The following is a 26052-nucleotide window of genomic DNA, read 5'->3' on the forward strand; positions in this document are numbered from 1 at the left end:
CTCCATTATTGCCAATAATAATTCAACAAATTGACATCTCCCCTGTCTATTCTTAATACTTGTATTCGTTATACTATAGGTATAAACTCCGAAAGAGGGGATACCATGTTTGCTGTTATGTTGTTAGGGTTGATTTTGCCTGGCGCACTTGGATCAATCATTGCATCTGAAGTCATGAATTAAACAAGCTGCTGACAAGCCTTTGCGTTATCTAACGTAAGGGCTTTGTCTTTTTGGTATATTATTCTTATTCAGCCTACACTCTTCACACATAAATACGTACAATAATCTAGATACTATATGATGAAAAGAGGGATTAGAATGGCATTCCCATTTCAACAGCCACCAACAAACTTTCCTCCCAGCCAAATGTCCATGTTCCCTGGCCCTGTTAGTCGTGCACCGGGAAATATGATGTTGCCGGGGCAAGGTATACCACCAGGTGCAGTTGCTGCGCCAAAGGGTAATTTTATGCAAAATATTCTCGGAAGATTTTTACCATCCGGGGGCGGGGCAGGTGTGCAACAAGCTGCTTCTATACCAACTCAAGCCGCTGCTACTGGTGGAGGACTTACCAATACGCTGAACAATGTTCAACAAGTATTGAAAGTGGTGCAGCAAACTGCTCCTGTCGTTCAACAATATGGACCAATGGTAAAAAATATTCCTGCCATGTTTCGGATGATGAAGGCATTTAACGATTCAGAGTCCGATGATGAAGATAATGCGGCTAAAAAAGATAATGTCGATGAGGAATCAAACACAACCGAAGAGACAACGGATAAGTCAACAGTGAAAACAAACGATGTCAATAAACATAGCGCCTCAGATCAAACGCCCGAAAAACAGAAAGAATCCGTTAAAAAAGAGAAAAAAGCAGAAACCATTACCGGGCAATCCAAGCCATTGTTATATATTTAAACCAAGACACTTTACTTGATTTTTGTACAAAAACACGAAAAAATAAAAGCAATCATGATTATATGGAGGTAATCAATATGGCAGCTAACGAACAACTCGCTACATTCGCAGGTGGATGTTTTTGGTGCATGGTTGAACCATTTGATGAGCGCCCGGGTGTAATTAATGTAGTATCCGGCTATACTGGCGGAACAACACAAAATCCAACCTATGAAGAAGTATGCACCCATACAACAGGGCATGTGGAAGCCGTACAGATTACGTTTAATCCAACCCTGATGCCATATGAACAATTAGTTGAAACGTTTTGGCAGCAAATTGATCCAACTGATGCCGGTGGTCAATTTAATGACCGTGGTGAATCCTATCAAACGGCGATTTTTTATCATAATCAAGAACAGAAAGAAATAGCAGAATCTTCCAAACAAAAATTTGCAAACAGCGGGAAATTTTCACGTCCAATCGTCACGCCAATTCTTCCCGCTAAACCTTTTTATCCTGCTGAAGCAGAGCACCAGCATTATTACAAGACACATTCCTTTCATTACAATTTATATAAAAAAGGATCTGGCAGGGCAGATTTTATCAAACAAAACTGGCATAAACCGCATGACAAAGACAACCTAAAAGAACAATTATCACCGATTCAGTATCATGTAACCCAGGAAAATGGAACGGAAAGACCTTTTGAGAATGAATACTGGAATAATGAAAAAGAAGGAATTTACGTTGATATTATTTCCGGTGACGTATTATTTTCATCAAAGGAACAATTCGATGCCGGCTGTGGCTGGCCAAGCTTTACAAAGCCGATTGACAAATACCAAGTAAAGGAAAACACAGATACGTCACATGGAATGATTCGTACGGAGGTACGAAGCAGACATGCAGATTCGCATCTTGGTCATGTATTTAATGACGGACCAAAGGAGCATGGCGGTTTGCGCTATTGTATGAATTCTGCCGCAATGCGGTTTATTCCAAAAGAAAAAATGGCAGAAGAAGGATACCAGCAATATATGTATTTATTTTCCTGAGATTAGTTAACGGTAATAACATTATGTAAACCAAAAAAGATAATGGAGAGGTTGCTATATGATCCATCTTAATTGGGAAAACAGGGAGACAATCAAACAAATCACCTGTATTCACACGGACGCCAAAAAATTCATTGTTCATCGCAAACTGACGCCTGGGAAAGTATATGATGTAAAAAATGAAACCGATGAATTTTATTTTATTATTGATAATAGTGAACGGATTGGTGGGTATTTGAAAACGTACTTTAAAGAAGAAAAATAACAGGATCTCCTGTTATTTTTCTGGTATAATTTTATTTAATTTTGTCAACAATTAGCATTGCATGTAAATATTGCAACAACTAAAATTATGGTAATGATGATAAATTTGTTGGAATAATCTTTCTTATCCATATAACTAGTGCTATAATTAATGATATTATATTATTCTAGGATTTACCAAATTTAATGTCTAGCAAAGGACTGAATGGGATGAAAAGAATATTCTTGGTACGTCATTGCGCTTCCGATGGACAGCATAAGGATTCTCCATTAACATATGAAGGGATTCGGCAAGCGCAAGTACTTTCAACTTTTTTCGATAAACAAAATATCACATTCGACAAAATTATTTCTAGTCCTTATTTGCGTGCGATTGAGAGCATCAAGCCATATGCTGAACAGGTTAGTACCAAAATCGAAGTCAATGAAAATTTACGTGAGCGAATTTTAAGTGAACAGCCGATTGACGATTGGCTTGACGTACTGGAGCATTCGTTTGCTGATCTTAGTTTTAATTTACCAGGTGGCGAATCAGGAAATGATGCAATCAAACGGGCCAATTCTGTTCTGGAAACCATTTACGCTAATGATACGTTAAAAAACGTTATCATTGTCAGCCATGGTAATTTGATTGCGTTGTTATTAAAGCAATTTGACGACGCTTTTGGATTTGAGCAATGGAAAAACCTGCGAAATCCTGACGTTTATGTGATAAATAGTGATCTCCAATCGCATACTATTGAATGCTTATGGGATAGTAACATATAAAGAAATAATGTTTATTAGGCTTACTCTAGTTATTTGTCCGGTAAATATAAAAGAGCGAGCATGATTCCAAGGCTTTCTCGATAAATAATAGAGAATTGTTCAATCGGCAGTGGGTTTACCCCGCTGCCTAATTCAATGGTAAAACCAGGCTTATGAAACGTTTTAATGAACCAGTCTTTATACCCTGCATAATTATCTAAATGACGAACTGCCTGATAACCGCTTACCCGGGCATATTCATCAACAATACACGCTGCAAAAGCAGGCTCTAATCCCGCAAACCCCCAATATATTTCTTTTCCTTGTGTATGAAATGCCATTACCTGTGAAAAATTCTTTCGTTTAGCCAATTCTGCCATCGCAATGGACTCCGGCTCGGATAACGCTGTTTGTCCTGGAAAATCCCTTGGACCAGGTAATACCGGTTTTCTTTCAGCTTCTTTTTCCCATAATGCTGGATATTGCTTATTTAAATCCACACCAGAAATATTTGCTTTCCAACCGGAAAAATCATTTCGTTTATGGTTTAAGCGATATACTTTTTCCTGATAGGGGCCAGCAGCAGCAGCGCCATTTAATACGAGATTCACCCCATCTGGATTAACCATTGGGACAATGGATAAACATGTGTTCATGTACTGGGACAACATAAAAATTCCATTGAGTGACGTATTATTAGTGAGGGCTAGTACATAGTGATTCAGGAATTTCAAGATAACAGAGGTGGTTATCCATTCATTGGCATGAAATGAACCATTAATATGTACATGCTTGTCTCCCATCCCAATCGTTAGTTCCATTAAATCTTTTCCCATAACCGATTGACCAATGGATTGAGCCTGAATAAACGGATAAATAGTTATCAGTTGCTCGATCGAATCTACCAATTTTTCATATGTATAAGATTCCCCATCTGGTACAACAAGATGGTGGATACGTTCTGGTATGTTCAATTGTTGACCGGCCTGTATGGTATAATACTTGATAAAAGGATTTACTAGTAGCAGTGCATCCATTGCAAGATGATGTTGTTTCGCAATTTCCCACAATGAATCGTTTTCGCAGGCGATATATTCTCGTAACCGATATCCAGGAATTTGCAGACATTGTCCAGCAGATAGTGAGCTTGCAGTAAGCTTTGGATTCGATTTTTCAATGAGAAGTGTCGGAATATCAAATAACTGACTAAAATACCATAATGAATCATTGCGCCGTACTATCACTTCCATCTGATTTCCCTCCTAATTCAATCTATTGAATATATTATGAATGAAATGTTTGAAAAATGAATTTCAGCGAAAATCTTGAAACAATTGGGGTAGTTCGGTACTATATTAGTATACAAATTTTACATTGATATGGATTTGTACATATATATCGGTATAAGGAAGGAGGAGATCCGTTTGGCATTTATTATTACATCCCCTTGTATGAATGAAAAATCAGGCGAATGTGTGGAAGTATGCCCTGTTGATTGTATAGAGGAAGGTAAAGATATGTTCTATATTGATCCAGATATCTGTATCGATTGCGGCGCATGTGAAGCGGTGTGTCCCGTTGAAGCAATATATATGGAAGATGAAGTACCGGAAGAAGAGACGAAGTATATCGAACTAAATCGACAATTTTTTGAAAATCGGTAAGCAACAAAGCCACTATAATGTTATAGTGGCTTTGTTGTATTACAAATAATTGCAAAGTTGGCAAAGTTATATGTTACCCATTCATTTCCACGGTACCATTCTCCTTATGTTACACGAACCCGCTTCTAAGATAATACGCTTACGATCTTGACATCTCCATTATCATTTTCCATCCCACTATTGGACTAACCCAAAAAGAAAGGATGAATCATATGAAAAATATATCAATTGAGGAAATAAAAGGATTTCATTTTGGACATACTCATAACAGCGAGGCGCTGACAGGCTGTACAGTGATTATTTGTGAATGTGGTGCGGTAGCCGGGGTGGATGTTCGGGGTGGATCACCTGGTACACGGGAAACAGACGTGTTAAAACCGGAGAATTTGGTTGATGAGGTACATGGGGTTTTTCTTTCTGGTGGTAGCGCATTCGGGCTTGATGTTGGTGGCGGGATGATGGCTTTTTTAGAGGAACACGATATTGGATTTGATGTACAGGTAGCACGGGTGCCAATTGTAGTAGGTGCGATTCTATTTGATCTTTATCCAGGTGATCCATTGGTACGTCCGGATAAACAAATGGGTTACGCCGCGTGTGAAAGCGCCTTTAAAAAAGAAGTGTTTACGGAAGGTAGTGTTGGCGCCGGAATAGGAGCAACTGTGGGAAAATGCTGCGGCTACGAGCATGTTATGCGTGGCGGGATTGGGGTCCATGCAATCGAAATTGGTGATCTGAAAATTGGGGCTGTCGTTGCGGTGAATGCGTTTGGGGATATTATTAACCCAGCAACAAATGAAATTCTGGCAGGGGCCTATGATAAAAAGAAGAAAGCATTTTTAATAAGCGAGAAACAGCTACAGCATCAGCCTCAAACAACCAACCGTTTTTCCGGAAATACAACGATTGGAACGATTGTCACAAATGCGAAACTTACAAAGGCTGAGGCCAATAAAATTGCTTCGATTGGTCACGATGGATTTGCCCGAACGATTCGACCGTCTCATACATTTATAGATGGCGATACATTGTTTGCCTTATCAACAAACGAGGTGCAAACCGATCTTAATCTGTTAAGCATGCTTGCAGTAAGCGTTGTTGAGCAGGCTGTGATGAATGCTGTTTTAAAAGCTGATCGTGCTGGTTCCGTTCCATCATCAACAGGGGTTCGCAGCCACTAACTCAACACCTAAAAACAGTATATTACGTATAATACAGAACAAATAATGTCGAAAATGTAACAACGTGACACATATCACACAGGCGTGACGATGTATTGTTATACGTTTTTTACCGTGGTATGCTTATATTGTTAGCCGATAATTGGAAGTTTTTGCTGACTACTTGTCGGGTAAAGTCGATTAAATCATTTTGATTACATTACTATACCAACCAAGGAGAGATTACTATGTCAGGACCTGCATTGAAACATGCGGACAGCCATGCCGCAATTCATGAAGCGGCATTAAATGAAGCGGCAGAACTAACAGAATTACTTGATCGGCTCGTTAAAGATGGACATGCTGATAAAGCTCTGGAAGTAGCATTTGTTACGCTGGAGCATTGGGAGACAAGAACACTTCGGCATGCTGATTCAGAAGAAGAAGGATTATACAAGGAATTAGCTGAAGCGGATCCTACTCTCAAAAATTCGATTATTGAACTAACTCGTGATCATGATTTGCTTCGTCTATTGGCAAAAGAAATCAAAACCTTACTTGATGAAGGAACCGTTACAGATACTGTTGTTCAACGATTTCAATCCTTAATACTAGTTGATCAGCTTCATAATCAAGCAGAAGAAAAAATTTTACCTGATCATTAAGCAATCCATCAGATAATATTTCATATCCATGGAGGTGAGATTCGTTGGAGAAAGAGGATAAAAATAATAGCAAGGAACGTTCACTAAGAATTCAATTTCCAAAGCTATACAACCATATTGCAGCCAAATTGGAAGACTATCATGTCCACTCGTATGATGTACAAATTAATGTAAAAGAAGAAGAATCATATCATTGCATCGTCCTTCACTATGGTAATGGATATTCACATCACTTATCCCAAGTATTTACGCCGAAGCAAATGTATGAAATGGATACCGAAATTACTGATTTTGTTCAGAAAAGTGTAGATACGATCAAAGAAGTCATGGTTGCGGATTACTTTAAAATGATGAAAGTATGAGTTTTAGTGAAATCTTGCTTACAAAGAAGGGAAAGATTTTCAATGTTCATGTTTGAAGAAGATGCAAATTTTGTTCAGGACCGAGAAGATTTGATTGCCGTACTCCGGATGCGATTCGGCGATGTACCTGCCGGGGTTATTGATGCTATTTACAAAATTAATGATATGAACACACTGGAACGTTTAATTTTGGTAGCAGCAAATGCCCCGGAATTAAGAATATTCCTTGAAGAAATGGAAGAAGGATCGGGTACATTTAAAATATTGGGAGAACGTTTCAATCCAATAGATTCATTACATGAAGAAGGGTGATTCGGTTGAGGAAAACAAAAAATAAGCTGCTTGATTCATTAAAACATATTAAACGCGGAGAACAAATTAATCAGCGCTGGACAGAAGAAAGTCAACGGCCACGCGCCTGGGAAGATATTTACCGCAGACGCTGGCAGCACGATAAAGTTGTCCGTTCCACACACGGGGTAAACTGTACTGGTTCCTGCAGCTGGAAAATTTATGTTAAAGACGGAATTATCACTTCAGAAACACAACAAACGGACTACCCAAGCACAGGTGACGATTTTCCGGAATACGAACCACGCGGCTGTCCAAGAGGAGCAAGCTTCTCCTGGTATACATACAGCCCGATTCGTGTGAAATACCCATATGTTCGCAGTGACTTATACGAATTATGGAAGCAGGAACGTGAAAATGGAAGCGACCCTGTCCAAGCGTGGGAAAACATTGTTACAGATTCAGATAAACGAGATAAATATGTAAAGGCACGTGGTAAAGGTGGATTCGTTCGGGCATCATGGAGGGAAATGTGTGAAATCATTGCTAGTTCCTCGATCCATACGATTAAAAAATATGGACCAGACCGGATTGCCGGATTTAGTCCAATTCCAGCGATGTCGATGGTTAGTTATGCTGCTGGTTCACGTTTCCTATCCCTACTTGGAGGAACCATATTAAGTTTCTATGATTGGTATGCCGATTTACCACCTGCATCGCCACAAGTATGGGGAGAACAAACTGACGTTCCAGAAAGTGCTGACTGGTACAATTCTAAGTACTTTATTATTTGGGGTACGAACTTACCACAAACAAGAACTCCGGATGCGCATTTTATGGTTGAGGCACGCTACAACGGAACCAAAGTTGTTGGGGTTAGCCCGGACTACGCCGAGTACGAAAAATTTGCTGACATCTGGTTACCGGCACGGGCGGGAACTGACGCTGCACTTGCCATGGCGATGACCCATGTTATTTTGAAAGAGTTTTACGTAGATAATCAGACACCATACTTCCAATCTTATGTGAAGAAATATACAGACTTGCCTTTTTTGGTAACGATTGATAAAGACTCCCGAAGCGGAAGATTTTTGCGGGCATCCGATATTGATTCAGAGGAAACACCTGAATTAGCCGAATGGAAAACAGTTGTTTGGGACGAAACGACCAAGCAATTTGAAATTCCAAATGGCAGTCAAGGGTATCGTTGGGATAAAGATAGTAAATGGAATCTGGAATTAGAGAAGGGAGATGGGTCAATAATTGATCCAGCCTTAAGTTTTATTGATGAGTCTGATGAAACGGTTTTAGTAAAGTTTCCTTATTTTGCGGACGAAACCGGTAATGTCATTGAACGCGGGGTCCCTGTAAAACACATCCAAGATAAAGATGGAAATAGGATCAAAGTAACAACTGTTTATGACTTAATGATGGCCCATACTGGCGTGAACCGTGATTTACCTGGTGATTATCCAGTTGATTATAACGATCCGAAGCCCTATACACCTGCATGGCAAGAGAGTATCACAGGTGTAAATAAAAATCATGTAATTAAAGTAGCCAAAGAGTTCGCCGATAACGCTGCCCGGACGAAAGGGAAGTCGATGATTGCCATGGGTGGAGGTACGAACCATTGGTATCACAGTGATCAAATCTACCGCGCTATTCTCAATCTTGTCCTATTGACTGGATCACAAGGCGTTAATGGCGGAGGCTGGGCGCATTATGTCGGCCAGGAAAAAGTCCGTCCGCAAGAGGGCTGGCAGCAAGTTGCTTTTGCAAATGATTGGCAAAAACCGCCTCGTTTACAAAATGGAACATCATACTTCTACTTCCATACGGATCAATATCGTTACGAAACGAAAACGAATCAAGATGGGTATCCATGGAAGAGTAAATATAATCAAATGCACCCAGCAGATATGAATGCACTATCAGCTAGACTTGGCTGGTTGCCATCCTATCCGCAGTTTACGCAGAACTCGATCGATATTGTCAACGAAAGCCGCAAACGGGGAGCAACAAGCGAGCAAGAAGTAATCGACGATGTGGTGGAGCAAATTAAAGCAAATAATTTAGAATGGGCAATTGAAAATCCGGATGATCCAAGAAACTTCCCTCGTGTTTTCTTTAATTGGCGATCGAACTTACTTGGTGATAGCGGGAAAGGGCATGAATTTTTCGTTAAACATTTAGTTGGTGGCGATAATCAAGTGATGGCCGAACCGGAAAATTCCTGGCAGCCGACCGATGTTAAAATTAACGGTCAGGAAGCACCGACTGGCAAAGCGGACTTGTTAATCAGTGTTGATTTCCGAATGACGAGCTCCGGTCTCTTTTCTGATATTGTCCTGCCAGCGGCGACATGGTATGAAAAGTTTGATATCAGCAGTACCGATATGCACCCGTTCATTCACCCATTTAATGCGGCAATTAATCCGCCTTGGGAAGCGAAGAGTGACTGGAACACATTCCGAGAAATTAGTAAAGTATTTTCCGAACTTGCTGAAAAACATTTGCCAGCGACTGAAGAACTGGTAACTACACCTTTGGCACACGACTCAGAGGGTGAAATTGCCCAGGCATTTGGTGAGATTAAAGATTGGCGAAACGGAGACATTGAAGCAATTCCTGGTAAAACAATGCCTGGAATGAAAATTGTTGAGCGGGATTACCCAAACCTGTATCAAAAATGGACCACCATCGGACCGCTTATCAAACAGGGCTACGGTGGAAAAGGGGTAACAATTCCTGGAGAAGAAGTGTATGACGAATTAGGTTCCCGTCTTGGCAAATCGAAACGGGAAGGTATCGGAAAAGATCACCCGGACCTATATACAGATAAACAGGCAATTAATGCAATCCTTTTAATGTCAGGGGCAAGTAATGGCAAGCGTGCTGTTGCTGGATGGAAGTCGCTGGAGGCTAAAACCGGACAAAAACTGGAGGAGATCTCTAAAGGACGGGAAGAAGAGGATTACACACTGGATGCAATTACTGTACAACCCCGAACAGCCATTTCAACACCGGTATGGAGTGGAATGGAAAAAGATAACAGGCGTTATTCGCCATTTACGGTAAATACAGAATATAACATCCCTTGGCGAACACTTACAGGACGGCAATCCTTTTATCTCGATCATCAGATGATGCTAGATTTCGGTGAAGGACTGCCATTGTATTTACCACCATTAAGCTATGGTCCGTTCCTGAAAAATGAAAAAGGAGTAGCGGAAGATGGGCAATCCTTAACGGTTAGATATTTGACGCCACACCAAAAATGGGGCATCCACACCATGTTTACCGACACGACCAACATGTCCACCTTATTTAGGGGCTGGCAAGTGCTCTGGATGAACGAAGAAGACGGGAAATCAATTGGGCTGGTTGATAACGACTTTGTGGAGGTATATAACCGAAATGGGGCGATCGCAGCACGAGTAATCTTAACCTATCGTATTCCACGAGGCATGATTTATATGTATCATGCACAGGATCGCACACTTGGCGTACCCGCAACATCGATTAACAAGAAACGTGGCGGTACCCATAATAGTGTGACTCGGGTAACATTAAAGCCAACCCATATGATTGGCGGATATTCGCAATTAAGCTATGGCTTTAATTATTATGGACCAACCGGGCACCAGCGGGATACAATTGCGGTTATCAGAAAACTGAAGGAGGTTGATTGGCTTGAGAATTAAGGCGCAAGTTGCGATGGTCATGCACCTTGATAAATGTATTGGTTGTCATACATGTTCCGTAACCTGTAAAAACACCTGGACAAATCGTCCAGGTACGGAATATATGTGGTTTAATAATGTAGAAACCCGTCCAGGTCTCGGTTACCCAAAACGTTGGGAAGATTCCGATCATTATAAAGGTGGCTGGGTATTAAAAAATGGTAAATTGCAATTAAAAGCGGGCGGACCAATCTCCAAGCTATTAAATATTTTTTATAACCCGGACATGGCGAGCATGGATGATTATTATGAACCGTGGACGTATGACTATCAAAATTTGATTAAAAGTCCTAAACGTGAAAATTTACCGGTTGGACGACCTCAGTCAATGATTACTGGTGAATTTATTGATAAACCTGAATGGGGGCCAAACTGGGATGACGACTTAGCAGGGGGATCAGATGTTGTCTCCCAGGACCCAACAGTGCAAAAATTACAAGAACATATCTCGATGGAATATGAAAATACGTTCATGATGTATTTGCCGCGTATTTGTGAACATTGTCTTAACCCATCCTGTGTCGCTTCATGTCCATCAGGGGCTTTATATAAACGGGATGAAGATGGAATCGTATTGGTCGACCAGGAGGAATGCCGAGGCTGGCGTTTCTGCATGAGCGGCTGTCCATATCACAAGGTGTATTACAATTGGAACACCCATAAGGCGGAAAAGTGTAATTTCTGCTACCCACGTACGGAAGCAGGACTGCCTACCATTTGTTCAGAAACATGTGTAGGAAGAATTCGTTATATCGGTGTTGTGTTATATGATGCAGATAAGGTAAAAGCTGCAGCTTCCGTGGAGGATCCAAAAGATCTTTACGAAGCACAACTTTCAGTATTCCTAGATCCATTTGATCCGGAAGTTATCGAGGAAGCCAGAAAAGCTGGAATTAACGATGAGTGGATTGAAGGGGCACAAAAGTCACCGGTCTATAAAATGGCTATAAAATGGAAAATTGCTTTACCATTACATCCGGAATACCGGACATTGCCAATGGTTTGGTATGTACCACCATTAAGCCCAATCATGAACCACATTACCAATGAAGATGAATTGAGCACGGACGGATATATTCCAGCTGTTGATCAAATGCGGATCCCAATGGAATATCTCGCTTCGATTTTAGCGGCAGGGGACACAAAAGTTATCCGGCATGTTCTTCTTAAACTGACAGCCATGCGAGTTTACATGCGCGGAAAAACCGTTGGTGGAATTGATGCGTTCAGGCAAAGCGATTTATTACGAGAAGCTAATACCACTCCTGAGGAAATTGAAGATATGGCCCGTTTATTAGGTGTAGCGAAATATAATGAACGATTTGTTATTCCAACAGGCCGTAGAGAAATGGATGATGATCTATATTATGAGCAAGGTGCCTGCAGCCTGGAGGATCTTGCACCGCCAGAAGGAATACCTGCTACAATAGCACCTGGGAATGACACACAATCATTCGGAAAAGCTACCATTTCATTTGGAAAAGGGGACTAAAGAGTATGGAGCAGCAGGATCAAGCACTCTTAGTCATTGCATCAAGGTTATTAACATACCCTAATGATGACTTTGCTAAAGAAGCAGAAGAGATGATGGAATGCATCGAAGAAAATATAACAACACCAACCATGCGTACGGAAGTGGAAAAAGCGTTAAAACCAATAGTCAATTATTCTGTACCAAACTTGCAACAATTATATGTGGCGACATTTGACTTACGGGCAAGGCAAGGTTTGTACTTAACCGCACATGAATTAGGGGATAGCAACAAGCGAGGGGCTGCGTTAATCAAGCTGCAAAAGATTATTAACAAAGCCGGTTTTGAACGAGTTGATGATGAATTAGCTGATTACATGCCGATGTTGTTCGAGTTTCTTGCACAGGCACCTGACAGTCCTGATAACGAACGGCTAATTAGGAGACTTGCTGCGGCCATTCAGCGTATTATGAACAATATGCCGGAAGATAATCCGTACTACAATGTTCTTAGGACTCTAATGACATTCATTTTCCCTCAGCCAACGAAAGAGGAAATTGAGAAATTGGAATTTGAACGGGAAGAAGCTGATTTGGAAGAACTGCCGTATCCAATTATGTACCACTAAGAAAGGAGGGAGTAGAATGAGTGATATTTTTTGGTGGGTAGTATATCCATATATCTGTTTAATCATCATGATTTTTGGGATTTTGTATCGATTTGCTTTCCGACAATTAACCTGGGCAGCACCGTCAACAGAATTTTTCGAGAAGAAATGGTTAAAGTGGGGATCTCCGCTTTTTCACTACGGTATTCTCTTTGCGTTTATCGGTCATATAATGGGGATTGTTGTCCCACTTAGATTTTATAATTGGATTGGTGTCTCCAGTCATTTATACCACATGGGTGCTGTTTATGGTGGTTCGATTGCAGGGATTATGGTCGTCATCGGGCTGATAATTTTACTTATTAGAAAGATCGTTATCGATCCTGTTCGAATGCACGCGACATTTGCTGATTTCTATTCTGTTATTGCTTTAACCATCATTTCAGGTATAGGAGTATACATGACGCTGTTCATGAATATAACACCAGAAGAATTTGATTACCGGTCAGCAATTGGGCCATGGTTCCGTAGTTTATTTACCCTAAACCCTAACTACCAACTTATGACTGGCATCCCAGTTTTATTTAAAGTTCACACCTTGTTGGCTTTTGGGCTTTTCGGTTCAATACCATTTACAAGATTAATTCATTTTTACAGCTTACCGATTAAATATGCGAACCGTGCACCACAGCAATACCGGTCTCGTGCTCGCTACCGGAATAGCCGTACAATTGATTAATTAAAAAAAGAACCAGATATCCGAGGTCACTGAAAAAGTTCCGAGAAGAAATGATTCCCTAATTTTTTATGGGAATCATTTCTTTTTTTAGTTACTTAGAAGGATTACTAGCTGTTGGGACTGGATCATTTCTCGTTGCGATAATTAATCTTAGAGTGAAAAGAGGACCTATAAGTCTCGCATCACAAGGATTAATGGCTTTGTTTTTGCTTCTTCTCAGTCAAACTGTTTCTTTATGGCAAAGCCTTATCGCTGGTTTATTATTAGGAGTGTTCATGATGATATCAAACATCTCTGCCGTGTCCGCTTGTCCGCTATACAACATTTTGCAAAAAAGGATAAAATAGGAAGGGTTATGAGCTTACAAACGATGGCATCGATTGGATTGACACCTATTTCTTATGGTCTGACATCTCTTGCTCTTTCCGTTGGAGTAAGTATCGACTGGATTATGCTAACGGGAGCAATTTTCCTTATATTATGTACAGCTAGTCTTTATTGGAAACTGCCTGCGATCCGCTCAATAGATTAGTCTTTCAGGAAAGAAGTTATCCACCTATCTTTTATGGTTTGCTGCATTTTACTGTTATAAATTTAACATCCTCGGATATTTTGAGGGGAAAAGTGAAAAATAAACAGCAACAATTACTTTTAAGGCAATAACAGTATAAGGAGCGAAAATTAAATGTCCAGTAATCGTGAAATACCACAGTTTCCGGAAGCCTATTGGGTGGACTCGGTCGCGTTTCCTGAATTTCCGGAATTAGACCAATCCATTCAAGCAGATATTGGAATTGTTGGGGGAGGGATCGTTGGAATTACCGCGGCCTATTTATTATCGCAGCAAAAGATGAATGTTGTCTTGCTTGATGCCAACAGGCTGGCAAACGGAACCACCGGTCATACAACAGCAAAGATTACAGCACAGCATGGGTTAATCTATGATGAACTCATTCAGCATTTTGGGATTGATAAAACCAAATTGTATTACCAGGCGGCAATGGAAGCCAAACAATTGATAGAAGATCTAATAAAGGAACATGACATCTCCTGCGAATATCAAGAAGAGGATGCCTATTTGTTTACAAACGCTTCATCTTATGTTGAAAAACTGGAAACGGAAAAAAAGGCTTATGATCAACTAGGAATTCCTGGCGAACTGACGGACCATATGCCATTGAATTTGCCAATCAAATCAGTATTGGTCATGAAGGATCAGGCTCAATTCCATCCATTGAAATATTTAAAGGCACTCGTGGAGGAAGCCGTTAATAATGGCGTCCGCATTTTTGAACAAACAACTGCAACTGATGTGGAATATACGAAACATCCAGCAATTGTAACGCGTAACGGTCATCGGGTAAAATGTCGTTATGTTATCGAGGCGTCTCACTACCCATTTTATGATGGACAAGGGTTATATCCTGCAAGGATGTATCCGGAACGTGCCTATGCAATAGCAATGAAAACAACAAAGGAATTTCCAGGGGGCATGTATATCAACGCTGAAACCCCAACACGGTCGATACGAACTACCACCATTAACGGAGAAGAAATGTGGTTGATCGTAGGTGAAAAACACAAAACTGGTCAGGGAAAGTCAACCAGCAAACATTATGAGGCCTTACAGGATTTTGCTGAAACAAATTTTGGTATTTCCGAATACCTTTATCGCTGGTCCACACAGGATCTGACTACTTTGGATAAAGTCCCATACATCGGAAAAGTTACCGAGAACCAGCAAAATGTGTTTGTTGCAACCGGATTTCGGAAATGGGGGATGACCGGTGGAACAATCGCCGCAAAAGTAATCAGTGATCTTATCAGCAAGGAGGAAAGTCCTTACGAAGAACTGTTTTCGCCATCACGATTCCAAGCTGATCCAGCCGTTAAAGAATTTGCAAAAGCAAACGCCGACGTTGCCAAACATTTAATAAAAGGGAAACTCGAATATACAAATGACAATATAAAAGATCTAGAACCTGATCAGGCTACGACCACACGCATTCATGGTAAACGGACTGGCGTATATAAAGATGCTGATAACCGTTTATATGCGGTTGACACAACGTGCACACATTTAGGCTGCGAAGTAAATTGGAATGCTGGAGATCGAACTTGGGATTGTCCTTGTCATGGATCCAGGTATTCGTTTACTGGTGAGGTAATCGAGGGACCGGCCAAAGAACCTTTAAATAAAATTGAATTAGACGCATAAAAGCAGCTGCCACACGGTTGCTTTTTTTCGTTTAAATATGCAATGGGCAAAAAATAGAAATAAAAAATGAAGGTATGTTATGTTTAAACAAGTAACTTAGCTAAATTTTTTATTCGTCTCACTATCATAAGTATACTTTGGAATTGAGACAAAAGCTCATTTTCAATTTTAAGTTCCTATAATAAGTATTATGTAAACTAGAAAAATTAAACGGAACAATTCTTAATCACCCATCTTCTGTACATAGACAAGAAACTCTAAGATGATCACCGAGGATCCTTTCTATTTGTATCAAAAATGTGGAAATGACCATTAATCTTCTTTTTGTAAAAATACGCAGCTCCATGTGAGAGCACAACTCCAATGTCTCCATCTTCGTCCCACAGCGTTCCTTCTATCGAAGTGCTTTCAGAAGTCTGCTTTATATGTTCAGAACTGTTGTTTGTATCATTTTGATCATCTGTCTCTTAACAAGCAGAAAGAAAAAGAATAATACTAAATAAGATTTTATGGTTGGAGCCCAACTTAATCTTACCATGAGCACATTATTTCAGACCTTTTTTTCATAATACCGGACGAAAATCTGAAATAATGTGCTTTAACCAGAATTATTCCACTGAAATGTTGAGAACAGCACGAAAGCGAGTCGATGCTGCCATCATTTTGTCGTATGCTTCTTCAGCACGTTCTAGAGGAAAAGTTTCAATCATTGGTCGTACATCAGTGAGAACACTAAAGTTAACAGCTTCTTGAATGTCTTTTGCTTTTGCTTTTCCAGTAAACGAACCTCTAACCGTATTTGGTCCTTTTAAAAAATCCATTGCCGACAATTCTAATGGCTCATCAGAACTAGCTACTATAATTAATTCACTGTCTGAACCAAGTCCATTGACCATAGAAGAAATAGCTTTGGCGTTTGGCGCAGTAGCAAGAATTACTTTGGCCCCGCCTAAAGCTTGTAAGAATTTTGCCGGATCGTCCTTTTCTGAATCAATATAGTGATGTGCTCCAAGTTTACGTACCAGTTCTTCTTTGGCACGACCGCGCGAAATGGCAACAGTACGAAATCCCGCTTTCTTTGCGTACTGGATAGCTAGGTGCCCAAGTCCGCCAATACCTTGGACGGCTACAAGATCACCGGCTCGTGCTCTGCTGTTTTTTAATGCACTAAACGTTGTTTCACCAGCACACATAAGTGGTGCTGCTTCTAATGCAGATAATTCATTTGGAACGCTGGACAAACTATCCTCATGAGCCACCATGTATTCAGCGTAACCGCCGTCCATCGTCAAACCTGTTACATGGTTGTTCCCTCCATTATATCCTGTACCGACACGTTCACCAATTTTCCATTTCCATTTCGTCAAACTAGTTCCAAGTTCCTCAACTATACCGATTACTTCATGACCAGGAATACGGGGATACTCCGGTGCACCCCCTGTAATGGTCGTCGAGTCTCCGTGACATACCCCGCATGCTTCTACACGAAGCAGTACTTGTCCTTCTCCGGGCTGAGGGACAGGAACCTCTACTAGCTTCATCTTTTTTCCTTTAGATGGAATTTGTATCGCTTTCATCCTTTTCATTTCAAATACCTCCTAGAAATTTTTTCGATTTCTGCTGGCACTTAGAGGGTTATTTTTATTATAAAAATAACCCTCTTTGTATAAAACCGGAATTATATATGTAATTATGGTAAGCTAATGTTTTTAACTATAGAGCTTCTTTCCCCATTAGTAAATACCTTCTGTCATACAGCAAACTCAGCGTGGCAGAATTAAAAACTATAATTTCCTATAAAGTGAAGCTTCATTTAAGAGTGGGATAAAAAGAATTAGTTATCCTTTTGCTTGCATCTCCTTATGCTTCATCGGAAGGGTTGGCATAGACAATTTTGAAGGCAATTGAAAGGAAACAAGACCCGCAACGATTAGCAAAATAGTAGTTGCACCGAATGCAACAACATGAGTTCCGAACGCCTCATAACCCCAGCCGCCCAAAAAGCTGCCAACAGCACCTCCGATTTGATGACCGAAGTATGCCCATCCGTACAGGATTCCGACCAGTTGCACGCCATACAAATCACCAAGGATCGCGGAAGCCGTTGCAGTTGAACCTGCCCATACCAGCCCTCCAATGATCGCCACGATATAAAGTTGCCATGGTGTGACGGCAAAAACCAATCCAAGAAAACCGAACCCACGTACTACATAGATTATGCCCAAGATTATTTTTCGCGGGTAGCGGTCCGCAATCGTCCCCAACGCCAGCGTACTGAAAATCGCCGTAAAGCCGATCAGCCCGACTCCAAATGAAGCAGCTGCAGGTGAAAAATGATGATCTGTCAACATTGGGACGGCATGTGAGCCAAGAAGGTTCATGCTGAATCCGCAGGCAAACAGTCCGACTACAATCTGCCAGTAGGGTTTCGTTTTCAGAGCGTCTGTCCAAGCGATTTTTGGTTGCATCTGGGATTCTTTTTTCAATTGATTAGTGGCCTGGTTATGCTCTCCTGAATCTGTCTCTACTGGTGCTTCACGCATGACAAATACTGCAGACGGAATGACGAGAATGAGAAAAAGAATGCCAAAAAACAACAGGGTATATTGCCAGCCAATAGAATGAATGAGAGCTGTTTCAAGCGGCGTGACAACCGCGATTCCTGCCATTGCTCCAGTTGTCATATAGAAAAGCGCTTGCCCTCTTTTACGGATAAACCATTTACTGATGATCGGCGTCATAACTACAGGGCTCATGAAGGACAGTCCCAGCGACAGTAAAATACCGAATGAAAATAAAAATGATATTGTATTGCTAGAAGCTACGGTCCATAAAACAGCAATACATGTAAGAACCAAACCGACTAACAGAATAGTTCGTGTGGTGAAACGTTTTAACAACCATCCCGCGATTGGCATCCCTGCCCCGTAAACAAGCATCCCAAGGGCCACAATCATTGAGAATTCCGTACGGGTCATCGATAGATCTGAAAGAATAGGTTTTTCAAAAGGACCGATTCCCAGTCGTAATCCGTTGGTAAGCAAGGTGATGATTGCTGCTATTACGACCAAATACCAACCAAAATAAACTTTTTCCCGGTGCCTCAATTTCATATCTCCTTTCCATATCTTACACAAGTTTCGGAGCTACCTCTATATCCCTGAAAAATTTTAATCTGTATCGTTTTTGCCAAATATCTGCTGTGTTTAACAGGCTGGCCGATTACCAGCCAAAAATTGTTTTTATACATAAAGTGAAACTTCATTCAGTGGGGGTTTCCCTTTCTCCCCCACTTATCTTTTCTAGTTCCACTTCAAAATCTTGAAGTGAGGTCTTACTGCCCGTTAAGGCGGGATAAAAATAGCCTCTCTAGGTAACTACTAACTATTCACATCTGGTTCTATAGATTTCCTAGAGAAGGCGATTAAAAAAGAAGAGAGGAAAGAACAACTCTCTCCTCTTTTTATACTACGCATTAGTGGGAAGGGAAGGGAACTCAAGTTGCATGCGAAAAAGAAATAATGAAGTTTAAAACGCAGAATCCGTACCATTCCTTTGTAGAACAAGTTATCAAGGATACTGATAAATCCGGTTACAATATTGAAAACGTGTTATTGTCCGGATATGCCTACATGCAATTATTTGGCAGGCCCCTGCAACGAAAACGGAGCTATCTTTTTGTTGAATGCAAAACAAGTTCGTGTGTTTTTTATTTGGATGAAATTAAACGATTGACGTCCGCGGAAATTCACAAGATCGATGTGAATACGACGAAAAACACCTTTATGAAAGCTACAAACAATGCGGACGTGATTATAACAAGAATGGATCTGGTAGAGACGGTGAAGAAGTTTGCTGACCCGAATCAAAAAAAGATTGTATCTGTTGGATCCGCGAACGATGTATCATTGTTACTTAACATATTGAGGCCGGAATAACATTTTGTCTGGACAGCACAGAGAATGGAGGTAAATACATGAAAGTGAACAGATGGACTGCATTAACCTTGATTGGCATTTCCGTATTTTTTTCTCTAAGCCTTTGGTTTAGTACGTCCGTTATAGAAGCCGAGCTTAAAACGAGGTGGCATTTAACTTCATTAATGGAATCCTGGTTGTCCATTGCAATTCCTATAGGTTTTGTTATTGGTGCCTTTGTGAGTTCTTTTTTCGGATTAGCCGATCGTTATAACACTAGAAAGTTTTTTGCAATGTCGGCATTTACCGGGGCTTTGTTAAATGGGATGCTAATTTTTATTGATCAGGGAGTTTTAGGTATTTTATTCCGTATATTCATCGGAATAACCTTGGCTGGTGTATATCCTCCAGCCGTAAAACTAATTTCTCAGTGGTTCCCAAAACGGCGTGGTGTTGCTACAGGTATACTTATTGCTGCACTCTCCCTTGGTTCCTCCCTTCCACATTTTATTTCATTATTTATATCCTTTCTTGATGAGCGCCTTGTTCTCCTGCTATGTTCATTACTTGCCATCATAGCTGCCATTTTAATGAATTATGCTTTAAGTGATGCTCCTGGAAGTGCAAACAATAAATCATTTTCTTTGGGAATGGTGAAAAAAATCTTACATAATAAACCAGTCATGCTAGCCAACTATGGTTATTTTGGTCATATGTGGGAACTGTATGGTATGTGGACCTGGTTACCAGCATTTTTGATTTCAAGTTTTTCAAGTTATTCTCCGTCGTTTGATCCGTGGGTAAGCGCACTAGTTACTTTTGGTTCTATTGGTGTTGCTGGTGGGGTTGGATGTGTTATAGGAGGTTTGATTTCAGATAAGATTGGACGTTCTAATTTAACGATTATTGCTATGACGGTGAGTGGATTATGTGCAATCAGTATTGGATTTGCATTTGGGCATTATCCTTGGTTAACGATTTTTCTTGCTCTAGTATGGGGCATGTTTGTAGTTGCTGACTCAGCCCAGTTTTCAGCAGCTGTATCTGAGTTTTCCGAAGTGGAGTACGCTGGAACCGCTTTGACTTTTCAAATGTGTATTGGATATTTAATAACAATTGGATCAATAAACCTTATTCCATTAGTTAGAGATTTTATTGGTTGGGAGTGGGTTTTCACATTACTTAGTGTTGGGCCCATAATAGGAATTATAACGATGTCTAAGTTTAAGGGCTATGAAAAAGGCAAATTACATATGTCAAATACACTTTCCGGTTAAATGAATTTACACACTAACTTTCTGGATTTGGCCATTTTACTTAATTGCTTCATTGGATAATAGATTCAATAGTTCTCAAAACGTTAAGGTGCTATTCTATTGAAGAATAGCACCTTATTGAGTTACCTGTATGAATCATGCGTTGGTTGAAACACATCTTCCTCTGAATTCCTGACAATTGAAAAGTGATCCACATTATAATGACCATGAAGTGTAGTATTATGATGTTTGATAATTTGTTCTTTACATAAAACATCATTACCCAATGTCGAATGCCCATCTCCAACTAATGTTACATCAAAACCGCTAATAGTTGCTGTTCTAACCGCACTATCTATACAATGTTGGGTTTCACAACCCATAATCACGATATGTTCCATGTGCTGTGATTTTAAGTATTCTAGAAGACCTGTACCGTAAAAAGCATTCGTTGCAGATTTATCGAAAATCTTTACTTCAGAAGTTACGTTGATTTCGTTATGAATTTGAAATCCATGACTTTTTCCCTCAGCAACATCCAAATCCCTTACAAACACAACTGGAACACTTTCTGCTCTTGCTTTGTCTATTACTTTATTAATATTCCTAATAAGTTGCTCCTTATGGAAAACCGGGCCTGTTTCTTGATTGCCATCCACTAATTCTTGTTGTGCGTCAATAATTAACAATGTTTGATTCAAATTATTTTCCCCTTTCAAATATGGGAAACGCTATTAAGTTGATTGATTAGTTAGACGTTATCCCCTTATCATTTTTTACATGCATATTTCGTTTGTTTTTATTTGTCATACTGATTAACTCCTGATCCTACATTCTCTATAAAGTGAAACTACAATCAGCGGGAGTTTTCGACGGCAGGCTTCGCCATGGACGTGGCGTTCCTAGCCTGCCTTTCCTCCCCCACTGATTGTAGTTGAACAGAGTAGGTATTTCAATTTTAACACAATTAGCTTATGAGCTCGCTTTTAAAGTGAAAAAATGGTAATTAAAATAAACTTTTAAAATGGTCGAATGTATTTCTTCATTTTCCTGCCCATAAACTATTTCTCCATCGTTGATAAGTCCCCTGTTGGCAGGTTAAGATCCCATGCCTTCAGTACCCGGCGCATGATTTTACCGCTTCTGGTTTTTGGTAAAAAGTCTCGAATCTCCAATTCTCTTGGAGCAACATGAGCCGCGAGCTCTTTTTTGATAAACTGTCTTAGTTCATTTTCTAAATCGTTACTTGCTTTATAACCATCGCGTAACGATACAAAAGCTTTAATAATTTCACCGCGCACTTCATCTGGTTTACCAATGACTGCTGCTTCAGCAACAGCGGGATGTTCAACAAGTTTGCTTTCGATTTCAAATGGTCCTACCCGCTCACCAGAGGTCATAATCACATCGTCATCACGTCCTTGGAACCAGAAATACCCATCTTCATCCATGGAGGCGAGATCTCCAGAAAAATACCAGCCAGGTACATCAAAATAACTGTTGAATTTCTCTTCATTTCGCCAAACTGCTCGCATCATCGACGGCCAGCCGGATCTGATGCTTAATCGTCCCATTTGCCCTGGTGGAAGTTCGTTGCCTTCCCCGTCCATGATGGCTGCTTTTATGCCTGGAAAAGGTTTGCCCATCGAACCTGGTTTTACCTCCATACAACGATAATTTGAAATAAGCGCACCGCCAGTTTCCGTCATCCACCAATGATCATGAATATCCAATCCATAGACTTTTCTGCCCCAATGGATAACCTCCGCGTTTAATGGTTCACCAACAGACAAAATATGTCTCAACGTGCTCAAATCATGTCTTTTAATTTCCTCATCCCCAGCTGCCATCAGTTTACGGAATGCTGTTGGTGCACTGTGCCAGACGGTCACACCATACTTTTCAATCGTATGATACCAATCGCTTGGTGTAAAACGGCCACCGCGAATCACATTAGAGGCTCCCATCAACCACGGTCCGAATATGCCATAAGATGTCCCTGTCACCCATCCGGGATCCGCCGTACACCAAAAAACATCATCTTCTTTTAAATCCAAAATCCATTTCGAAGTTTGATAATGTTGAATCATGGCGTTATGAACATGATAAACACCTTTTGGCTTGCCTGTTGAACCAGATGTGTAATGAAGGATCATGCCATCTTCTCGATCCAACCATTCCAAATCCAGGTGCTTATTTGCTTTATTCATTTCCGCTTCATAGCGATAAAATTTCGTGTTACCAATATTCTCTGGTGTTTCGCCTTCTCCTACTAAAATAATGTGTTGCAAATGTTGCAATTCGGTATATGGAACCCTCGGAAGCAGCGCAGGTGTCGTTACAAGTGCACACGCTTGACTGTTATCCAACCTATCCCGCACTGCTTGTTCCATAAATGCTTCAAACAATGGCCCTGCAATCGCACCGATTTTTAGTATTCCCATCAAACTAATATATGTTTCTGGCGCCCGGGGTAAAAATAGGAAGACACGATCCCCCTTGGCAATCCCGATTTTTTTCAAGACATTTCCAAACTGGTTAGAAGCCCATTTCATATCCTGAAATGTATATTTTTCATCCCGATTTCCATCACTGTAATACAAAGCCACTTTATTTTTACGCCAGGAATCCGCATGCCGGTCAATGGCCTCATGTGCCATATTTACTTTATTTGATTGATACCAGGAGAATTCCTTTTCCACATCCTCCCAAGAAAAACTTGCGTACACCTCTTCATAGTTTTTCAAATTAGGCTCACTTTTTAGCTCTGAAGCCAGATTGTTCATCCATCTCTTCCCCTTTCTCTTAGGATCTCTGAACACCCAGGTTACCGGTTAAAAGCATACTTTCCAATTTGTAAGCTACTCTTTCTTATGTCTACGATACGCAATTACAAAAAATACATAGTAAAGCTACACGATGGCCCTGTAAATTAGAAAAATCATTACAGGGTCGAAACAATTCATCTTTTGAAGAATCAAGCCTGTTCCCGATAACCAGTATTAGCTTTAACTTTTACTTCTGCGTAACGGACAGGGTTAGATTCCTTGGATAACAACGTGCCAACATACCCACCCAAAAAGCCTAATGGTACAGATACCAAGGCCGGATTATCCAGTGGGAATATTGGATTTCCGACAAACAATGCCGCTCCTTCGACTGGAGAAAACACACTTGGACTCATCGAAACGAGTACTAAAGCAGAAATTAAGCCAGATAAAATGGCTGTCACTGCCCCTGTTGTGTTAAAGCGCTTCCAATAGACTGTATACAGGATCACTGGCAGATTCGCACTAGCTGCCATGCAAAATGCCAATGAAACAAGGAAAGCGACATTCAGATATTGTGTAAATAAAGCTAGAATGATTGATAAAATCGACACACCCAATGCTGCATAACGGGCCGCAAGCATTTGCTGTTTTTCCGTTGCTTTCCCTTTTTTGAAAATTTCTCCATACAAATCATGGGCAAACGCAGAAGCTCCAGAAAGAACCAAACCAGCTACAACTGCAAGGATCGTCGCGAATGCTACTGCTGAGATAAAGGCGAACAAAAACTCACCACCAATGGCTTTTGCTAATAACGGCGCAGCCATATTTCCTCCAGCATTAGCAGCAATAATTTTCGAATCGCCGACAAACGCTGCTGCTCCAAAGCCGAGGAACAATGTTAGTATATAGAAGATGCCGATAATCCATGTCGCTGATACAACAGAACTTCTAGCTGACTTGGCATCTTTTACGGTAAAAAAGCGCATCAAGATATGTGGCAAGCCCGCCGTACCAAGCACTAATGCAAGCATCAAGGAAATCGTACTAAGTGGCTGTGTGTATTTTAAACCAGGTTCTAAATAAGCAGCCCCGTGAGCCGTTGCTGTTTTAACTTCGGAAAACATCGTCCCAATGTTGAAGTTGTATTCCCATAAGACAAGGAAAGAAATAACAATCATACCCGCCATCAGAAGAACCGCTTTGGTAATTTGCACCCAACTTGTAGCAATCATGCCACCGAATAGCACATAGATCGTCATCATGACACCTACAATTAAAACAGCAATCCAATAATCAATACCAAATAAAAGCTGAATCAAAGCACCTGCTCCGACAAGCTGAGCAATCATGTAAAAAATCGAAATTGTAATGGTACTCATTGCGGCTGCTCCACGCACTTTCTTCGCATCAAAACGGGAATTGATCATATCGGCCAACGTATACTTGCCTAAATTGCGTAAAGGTTCAGCCACCAAGAACATAACGACCAGGTATGCAATTAAGAATCCAATACTATAAAAGAATCCATCAAAACCATTTAATGCAATAGCTCCGGCAATACCAAGAAAGGATGCAGCTGACAAATAGTCGCCAGAAATCGCAATACCGTTTTGCCAACCTTTCAATCCACCGCCAGCCGTATAAAAGTCACCTGTAGTTTTGGTATGCTTGGCAGCAAAAAAAGTAATGACCAGTGTCAATAATACAATTAGTAAAAACAGAATGATAACCGTTGCACTCATCGCCCATTTCCCCCTTGTTCCAATTGATTCTCAATAATTTCATCCGCTTGTTTATCCAATTCACCAGCTTTTTTTACATAAACAATACATAGGATGAATGTCATGGCAAATTGGGCGAACGCAAAGAGCCACACCCACGAAATATCACCGATTGCCGGCTTATTAAGAAATGTTGTGTAAGAAGTACAAATCGGTAATAAAAAATAAAATACCAAAAAGAAAATGGTGTAAGGCAAAATAAATTTTTTTCGTTTTGCCATGTAGCCCTGGAACTCCTCACTCTGTTCTACCTTCACATAATCCGGCTTTTTAGAAAAATCCTGTTTCAACTGCTCACCATTCAAGTTTCCCAACCCCCTTATTAAATTAAATGGATATACATTTCCTCTCCTTTGAAAGCGCTTACTGATAGTATAATTGTTTTAACCTACCTGTGGACTATTTCCGCCTCAATCGTCGAAAGTTGTGATTGA

At 40.5% G+C, this 26052-nt stretch carries 24 protein-coding genes; 17 read left to right on the forward strand and 7 right to left on the reverse strand.

Annotated elements, in window-relative coordinates; translation table 11 throughout:
• The first annotated feature begins 321 nt into the window (after window positions 1-321).
• From vrrA to WMZ97_RS15050, 4 genes are all read left to right on the forward strand, one after another.
• Complete coding sequence (gene vrrA, locus WMZ97_RS15035) at window positions 322-921, forward strand: VrrA/YqfQ family protein (protein WP_343272908.1); 600 nt, start codon at window positions 322-324, stop codon at window positions 919-921.
• Window positions 922-998: 77 nt separating this feature from the next.
• Window positions 999-1958 carry a peptide-methionine (R)-S-oxide reductase MsrB gene (msrB, locus tag WMZ97_RS15040; RefSeq protein ID WP_343272909.1) on the forward strand — a complete coding sequence of 320 codons (960 nt, stop codon included), beginning with the start codon at window positions 999-1001 and terminating at the stop codon, window positions 1956-1958.
• A 58-nt stretch (window positions 1959-2016) separates the two neighbouring features.
• Complete coding sequence (locus WMZ97_RS15045) at window positions 2017-2223, forward strand: DUF6501 family protein (protein WP_343272910.1); 207 nt, start codon at window positions 2017-2019, stop codon at window positions 2221-2223.
• A 209-nt stretch (window positions 2224-2432) separates the two neighbouring features.
• Window positions 2433-2990 carry a histidine phosphatase family protein gene (locus WMZ97_RS15050; protein ID WP_343272911.1) on the forward strand — a complete coding sequence of 186 codons (558 nt, stop codon included), beginning with the start codon at window positions 2433-2435 and terminating at the stop codon, window positions 2988-2990.
• A 29-nt stretch (window positions 2991-3019) separates the two neighbouring features.
• Here WMZ97_RS15050 and WMZ97_RS15055 read toward each other — a convergent pair whose 3' ends face one another.
• Window positions 3020-4219, reverse strand: coding sequence for a M14 family metallopeptidase (locus WMZ97_RS15055; protein WP_343272912.1), 1200 nt, complete (start codon window positions 4217-4219; stop codon window positions 3020-3022).
• A 174-nt stretch (window positions 4220-4393) separates the two neighbouring features.
• On the opposite strand from WMZ97_RS15055, the gene WMZ97_RS15060 reads away from it, so the two are divergent.
• The 11 genes from WMZ97_RS15060 to WMZ97_RS15110 all read left to right on the forward strand — a co-directional run bounded on the left by WMZ97_RS15060 (window position 4394) and on the right by WMZ97_RS15110 (window position 15893).
• Entirely contained in the window at window positions 4394-4633 is a 240-nt protein-coding gene (locus WMZ97_RS15060; RefSeq protein ID WP_343272913.1) for an indolepyruvate ferredoxin oxidoreductase subunit alpha, read from the forward strand.
• A 212-nt stretch (window positions 4634-4845) separates the two neighbouring features.
• Window positions 4846-5814, forward strand: coding sequence for a P1 family peptidase (locus tag WMZ97_RS15065; RefSeq protein ID WP_343272914.1), 969 nt, complete (start codon window positions 4846-4848; stop codon window positions 5812-5814).
• A 227-nt stretch (window positions 5815-6041) separates the two neighbouring features.
• On the forward strand, window positions 6042-6458 hold the full coding sequence (locus WMZ97_RS15070; RefSeq protein WP_343272915.1) for a hemerythrin domain-containing protein: 417 nt from the start codon (window positions 6042-6044) through the stop codon (window positions 6456-6458).
• A gap of 44 nt (window positions 6459-6502) precedes the next feature.
• The gene (locus WMZ97_RS15075) at window positions 6503-6820 is read left to right on the forward strand and encodes a hypothetical protein (RefSeq protein ID WP_343272916.1); all 318 of its coding nucleotides are present in this window, start codon (window positions 6503-6505) and stop codon (window positions 6818-6820) included.
• Window positions 6821-6862: 42 nt separating this feature from the next.
• Complete coding sequence (locus WMZ97_RS15080) at window positions 6863-7132, forward strand: hypothetical protein (RefSeq protein WP_343272917.1); 270 nt, start codon at window positions 6863-6865, stop codon at window positions 7130-7132.
• 5 nt (window positions 7133-7137) lie between these two features.
• Complete coding sequence (locus WMZ97_RS15085) at window positions 7138-10818, forward strand: nitrate reductase subunit alpha (RefSeq protein ID WP_343272918.1); 3681 nt, start codon at window positions 7138-7140, stop codon at window positions 10816-10818.
• Entirely contained in the window at window positions 10808-12349 is a 1542-nt protein-coding gene (gene narH / locus WMZ97_RS15090) for a nitrate reductase subunit beta (protein WP_343272919.1), read from the forward strand. The genes WMZ97_RS15085 and narH overlap by 11 nt, the downstream gene beginning before the upstream one ends.
• 5 nt (window positions 12350-12354) lie before the next feature.
• Complete coding sequence (gene narJ / locus WMZ97_RS15095) at window positions 12355-12957, forward strand: nitrate reductase molybdenum cofactor assembly chaperone (protein ID WP_343272920.1); 603 nt, start codon at window positions 12355-12357, stop codon at window positions 12955-12957.
• Window positions 12958-12973: 16 nt separating this feature from the next.
• Window positions 12974-13675 carry a respiratory nitrate reductase subunit gamma gene (gene narI / locus WMZ97_RS15100; RefSeq protein ID WP_343272921.1) on the forward strand — a complete coding sequence of 234 codons (702 nt, stop codon included), beginning with the start codon at window positions 12974-12976 and terminating at the stop codon, window positions 13673-13675.
• Window positions 13676-14030: 355 nt separating this feature from the next.
• Window positions 14031-14207, forward strand: a complete 177-nt coding sequence (locus WMZ97_RS15105; RefSeq protein ID WP_343272922.1) for a hypothetical protein — start codon at window positions 14031-14033, stop codon at window positions 14205-14207.
• A 153-nt stretch (window positions 14208-14360) separates the two neighbouring features.
• Window positions 14361-15893, forward strand: coding sequence for an FAD-dependent oxidoreductase (locus tag WMZ97_RS15110; RefSeq protein WP_343272923.1), 1533 nt, complete (start codon window positions 14361-14363; stop codon window positions 15891-15893).
• 608 nt (window positions 15894-16501) lie between these two features.
• Here WMZ97_RS15110 and WMZ97_RS15115 read toward each other — a convergent pair.
• Both WMZ97_RS15115 and WMZ97_RS15120 read right to left on the reverse strand, forming a co-directional pair.
• The gene (locus WMZ97_RS15115; RefSeq protein WP_343272924.1) at window positions 16502-17479 is read right to left on the reverse strand and encodes a zinc-binding dehydrogenase; all 978 of its coding nucleotides are present in this window, start codon (window positions 17477-17479) and stop codon (window positions 16502-16504) included.
• 252 nt (window positions 17480-17731) lie between these two features.
• Window positions 17732-19006, reverse strand: a complete 1275-nt coding sequence (locus WMZ97_RS15120) for an MFS transporter (protein WP_343272925.1) — start codon at window positions 19004-19006, stop codon at window positions 17732-17734.
• 408 nt (window positions 19007-19414) lie between these two features.
• On the opposite strand from WMZ97_RS15120, the gene WMZ97_RS15125 reads away from it, so the two are divergent.
• A complete protein-coding gene (locus WMZ97_RS15125; protein WP_343272926.1) occupies window positions 19415-19831 on the forward strand; it encodes a hypothetical protein in 417 nt (138 codons plus the stop codon).
• Window positions 19832-19869: 38 nt separating this feature from the next.
• Window positions 19870-21087 (forward strand): MFS transporter, encoded by a 1218-nt coding sequence (locus tag WMZ97_RS15130; RefSeq protein WP_343272927.1) that lies wholly within the window; start codon window positions 19870-19872, stop codon window positions 21085-21087.
• A gap of 122 nt (window positions 21088-21209) precedes the next feature.
• Here the strand turns inward: WMZ97_RS15130 and WMZ97_RS15135 are convergent, their stop codons facing one another.
• From WMZ97_RS15135 to WMZ97_RS15150, 4 genes are all read right to left on the reverse strand, one after another.
• Window positions 21210-21767 (reverse strand): cysteine hydrolase family protein, encoded by a 558-nt coding sequence (locus tag WMZ97_RS15135; RefSeq protein WP_343272928.1) that lies wholly within the window; start codon window positions 21765-21767, stop codon window positions 21210-21212.
• Between the two features lie 360 nt (window positions 21768-22127).
• Entirely contained in the window at window positions 22128-23852 is a 1725-nt protein-coding gene (gene acsA / locus WMZ97_RS15140) for an acetate--CoA ligase (protein WP_343272929.1), read from the reverse strand.
• A 191-nt stretch (window positions 23853-24043) separates the two neighbouring features.
• The gene (locus WMZ97_RS15145; RefSeq protein ID WP_343272930.1) at window positions 24044-25579 is read right to left on the reverse strand and encodes a solute symporter family protein; all 1536 of its coding nucleotides are present in this window, start codon (window positions 25577-25579) and stop codon (window positions 24044-24046) included.
• Window positions 25576-25923: a DUF485 domain-containing protein gene (locus WMZ97_RS15150; protein WP_343272931.1), complete on the reverse strand. Its 348-nt coding sequence runs from the start codon at window positions 25921-25923 to the stop codon at window positions 25576-25578. The genes WMZ97_RS15145 and WMZ97_RS15150 overlap by 4 nt, the downstream gene beginning before the upstream one ends.
• Window positions 25924-26052: the final 129 nt, after the last annotated feature.

The organism is Lentibacillus songyuanensis (assembly GCF_039548255.1).
Taxonomy (GTDB): domain Bacteria; phylum Bacillota; class Bacilli; order Bacillales; family Amphibacillaceae; genus Lentibacillus_C; species Lentibacillus_C songyuanensis.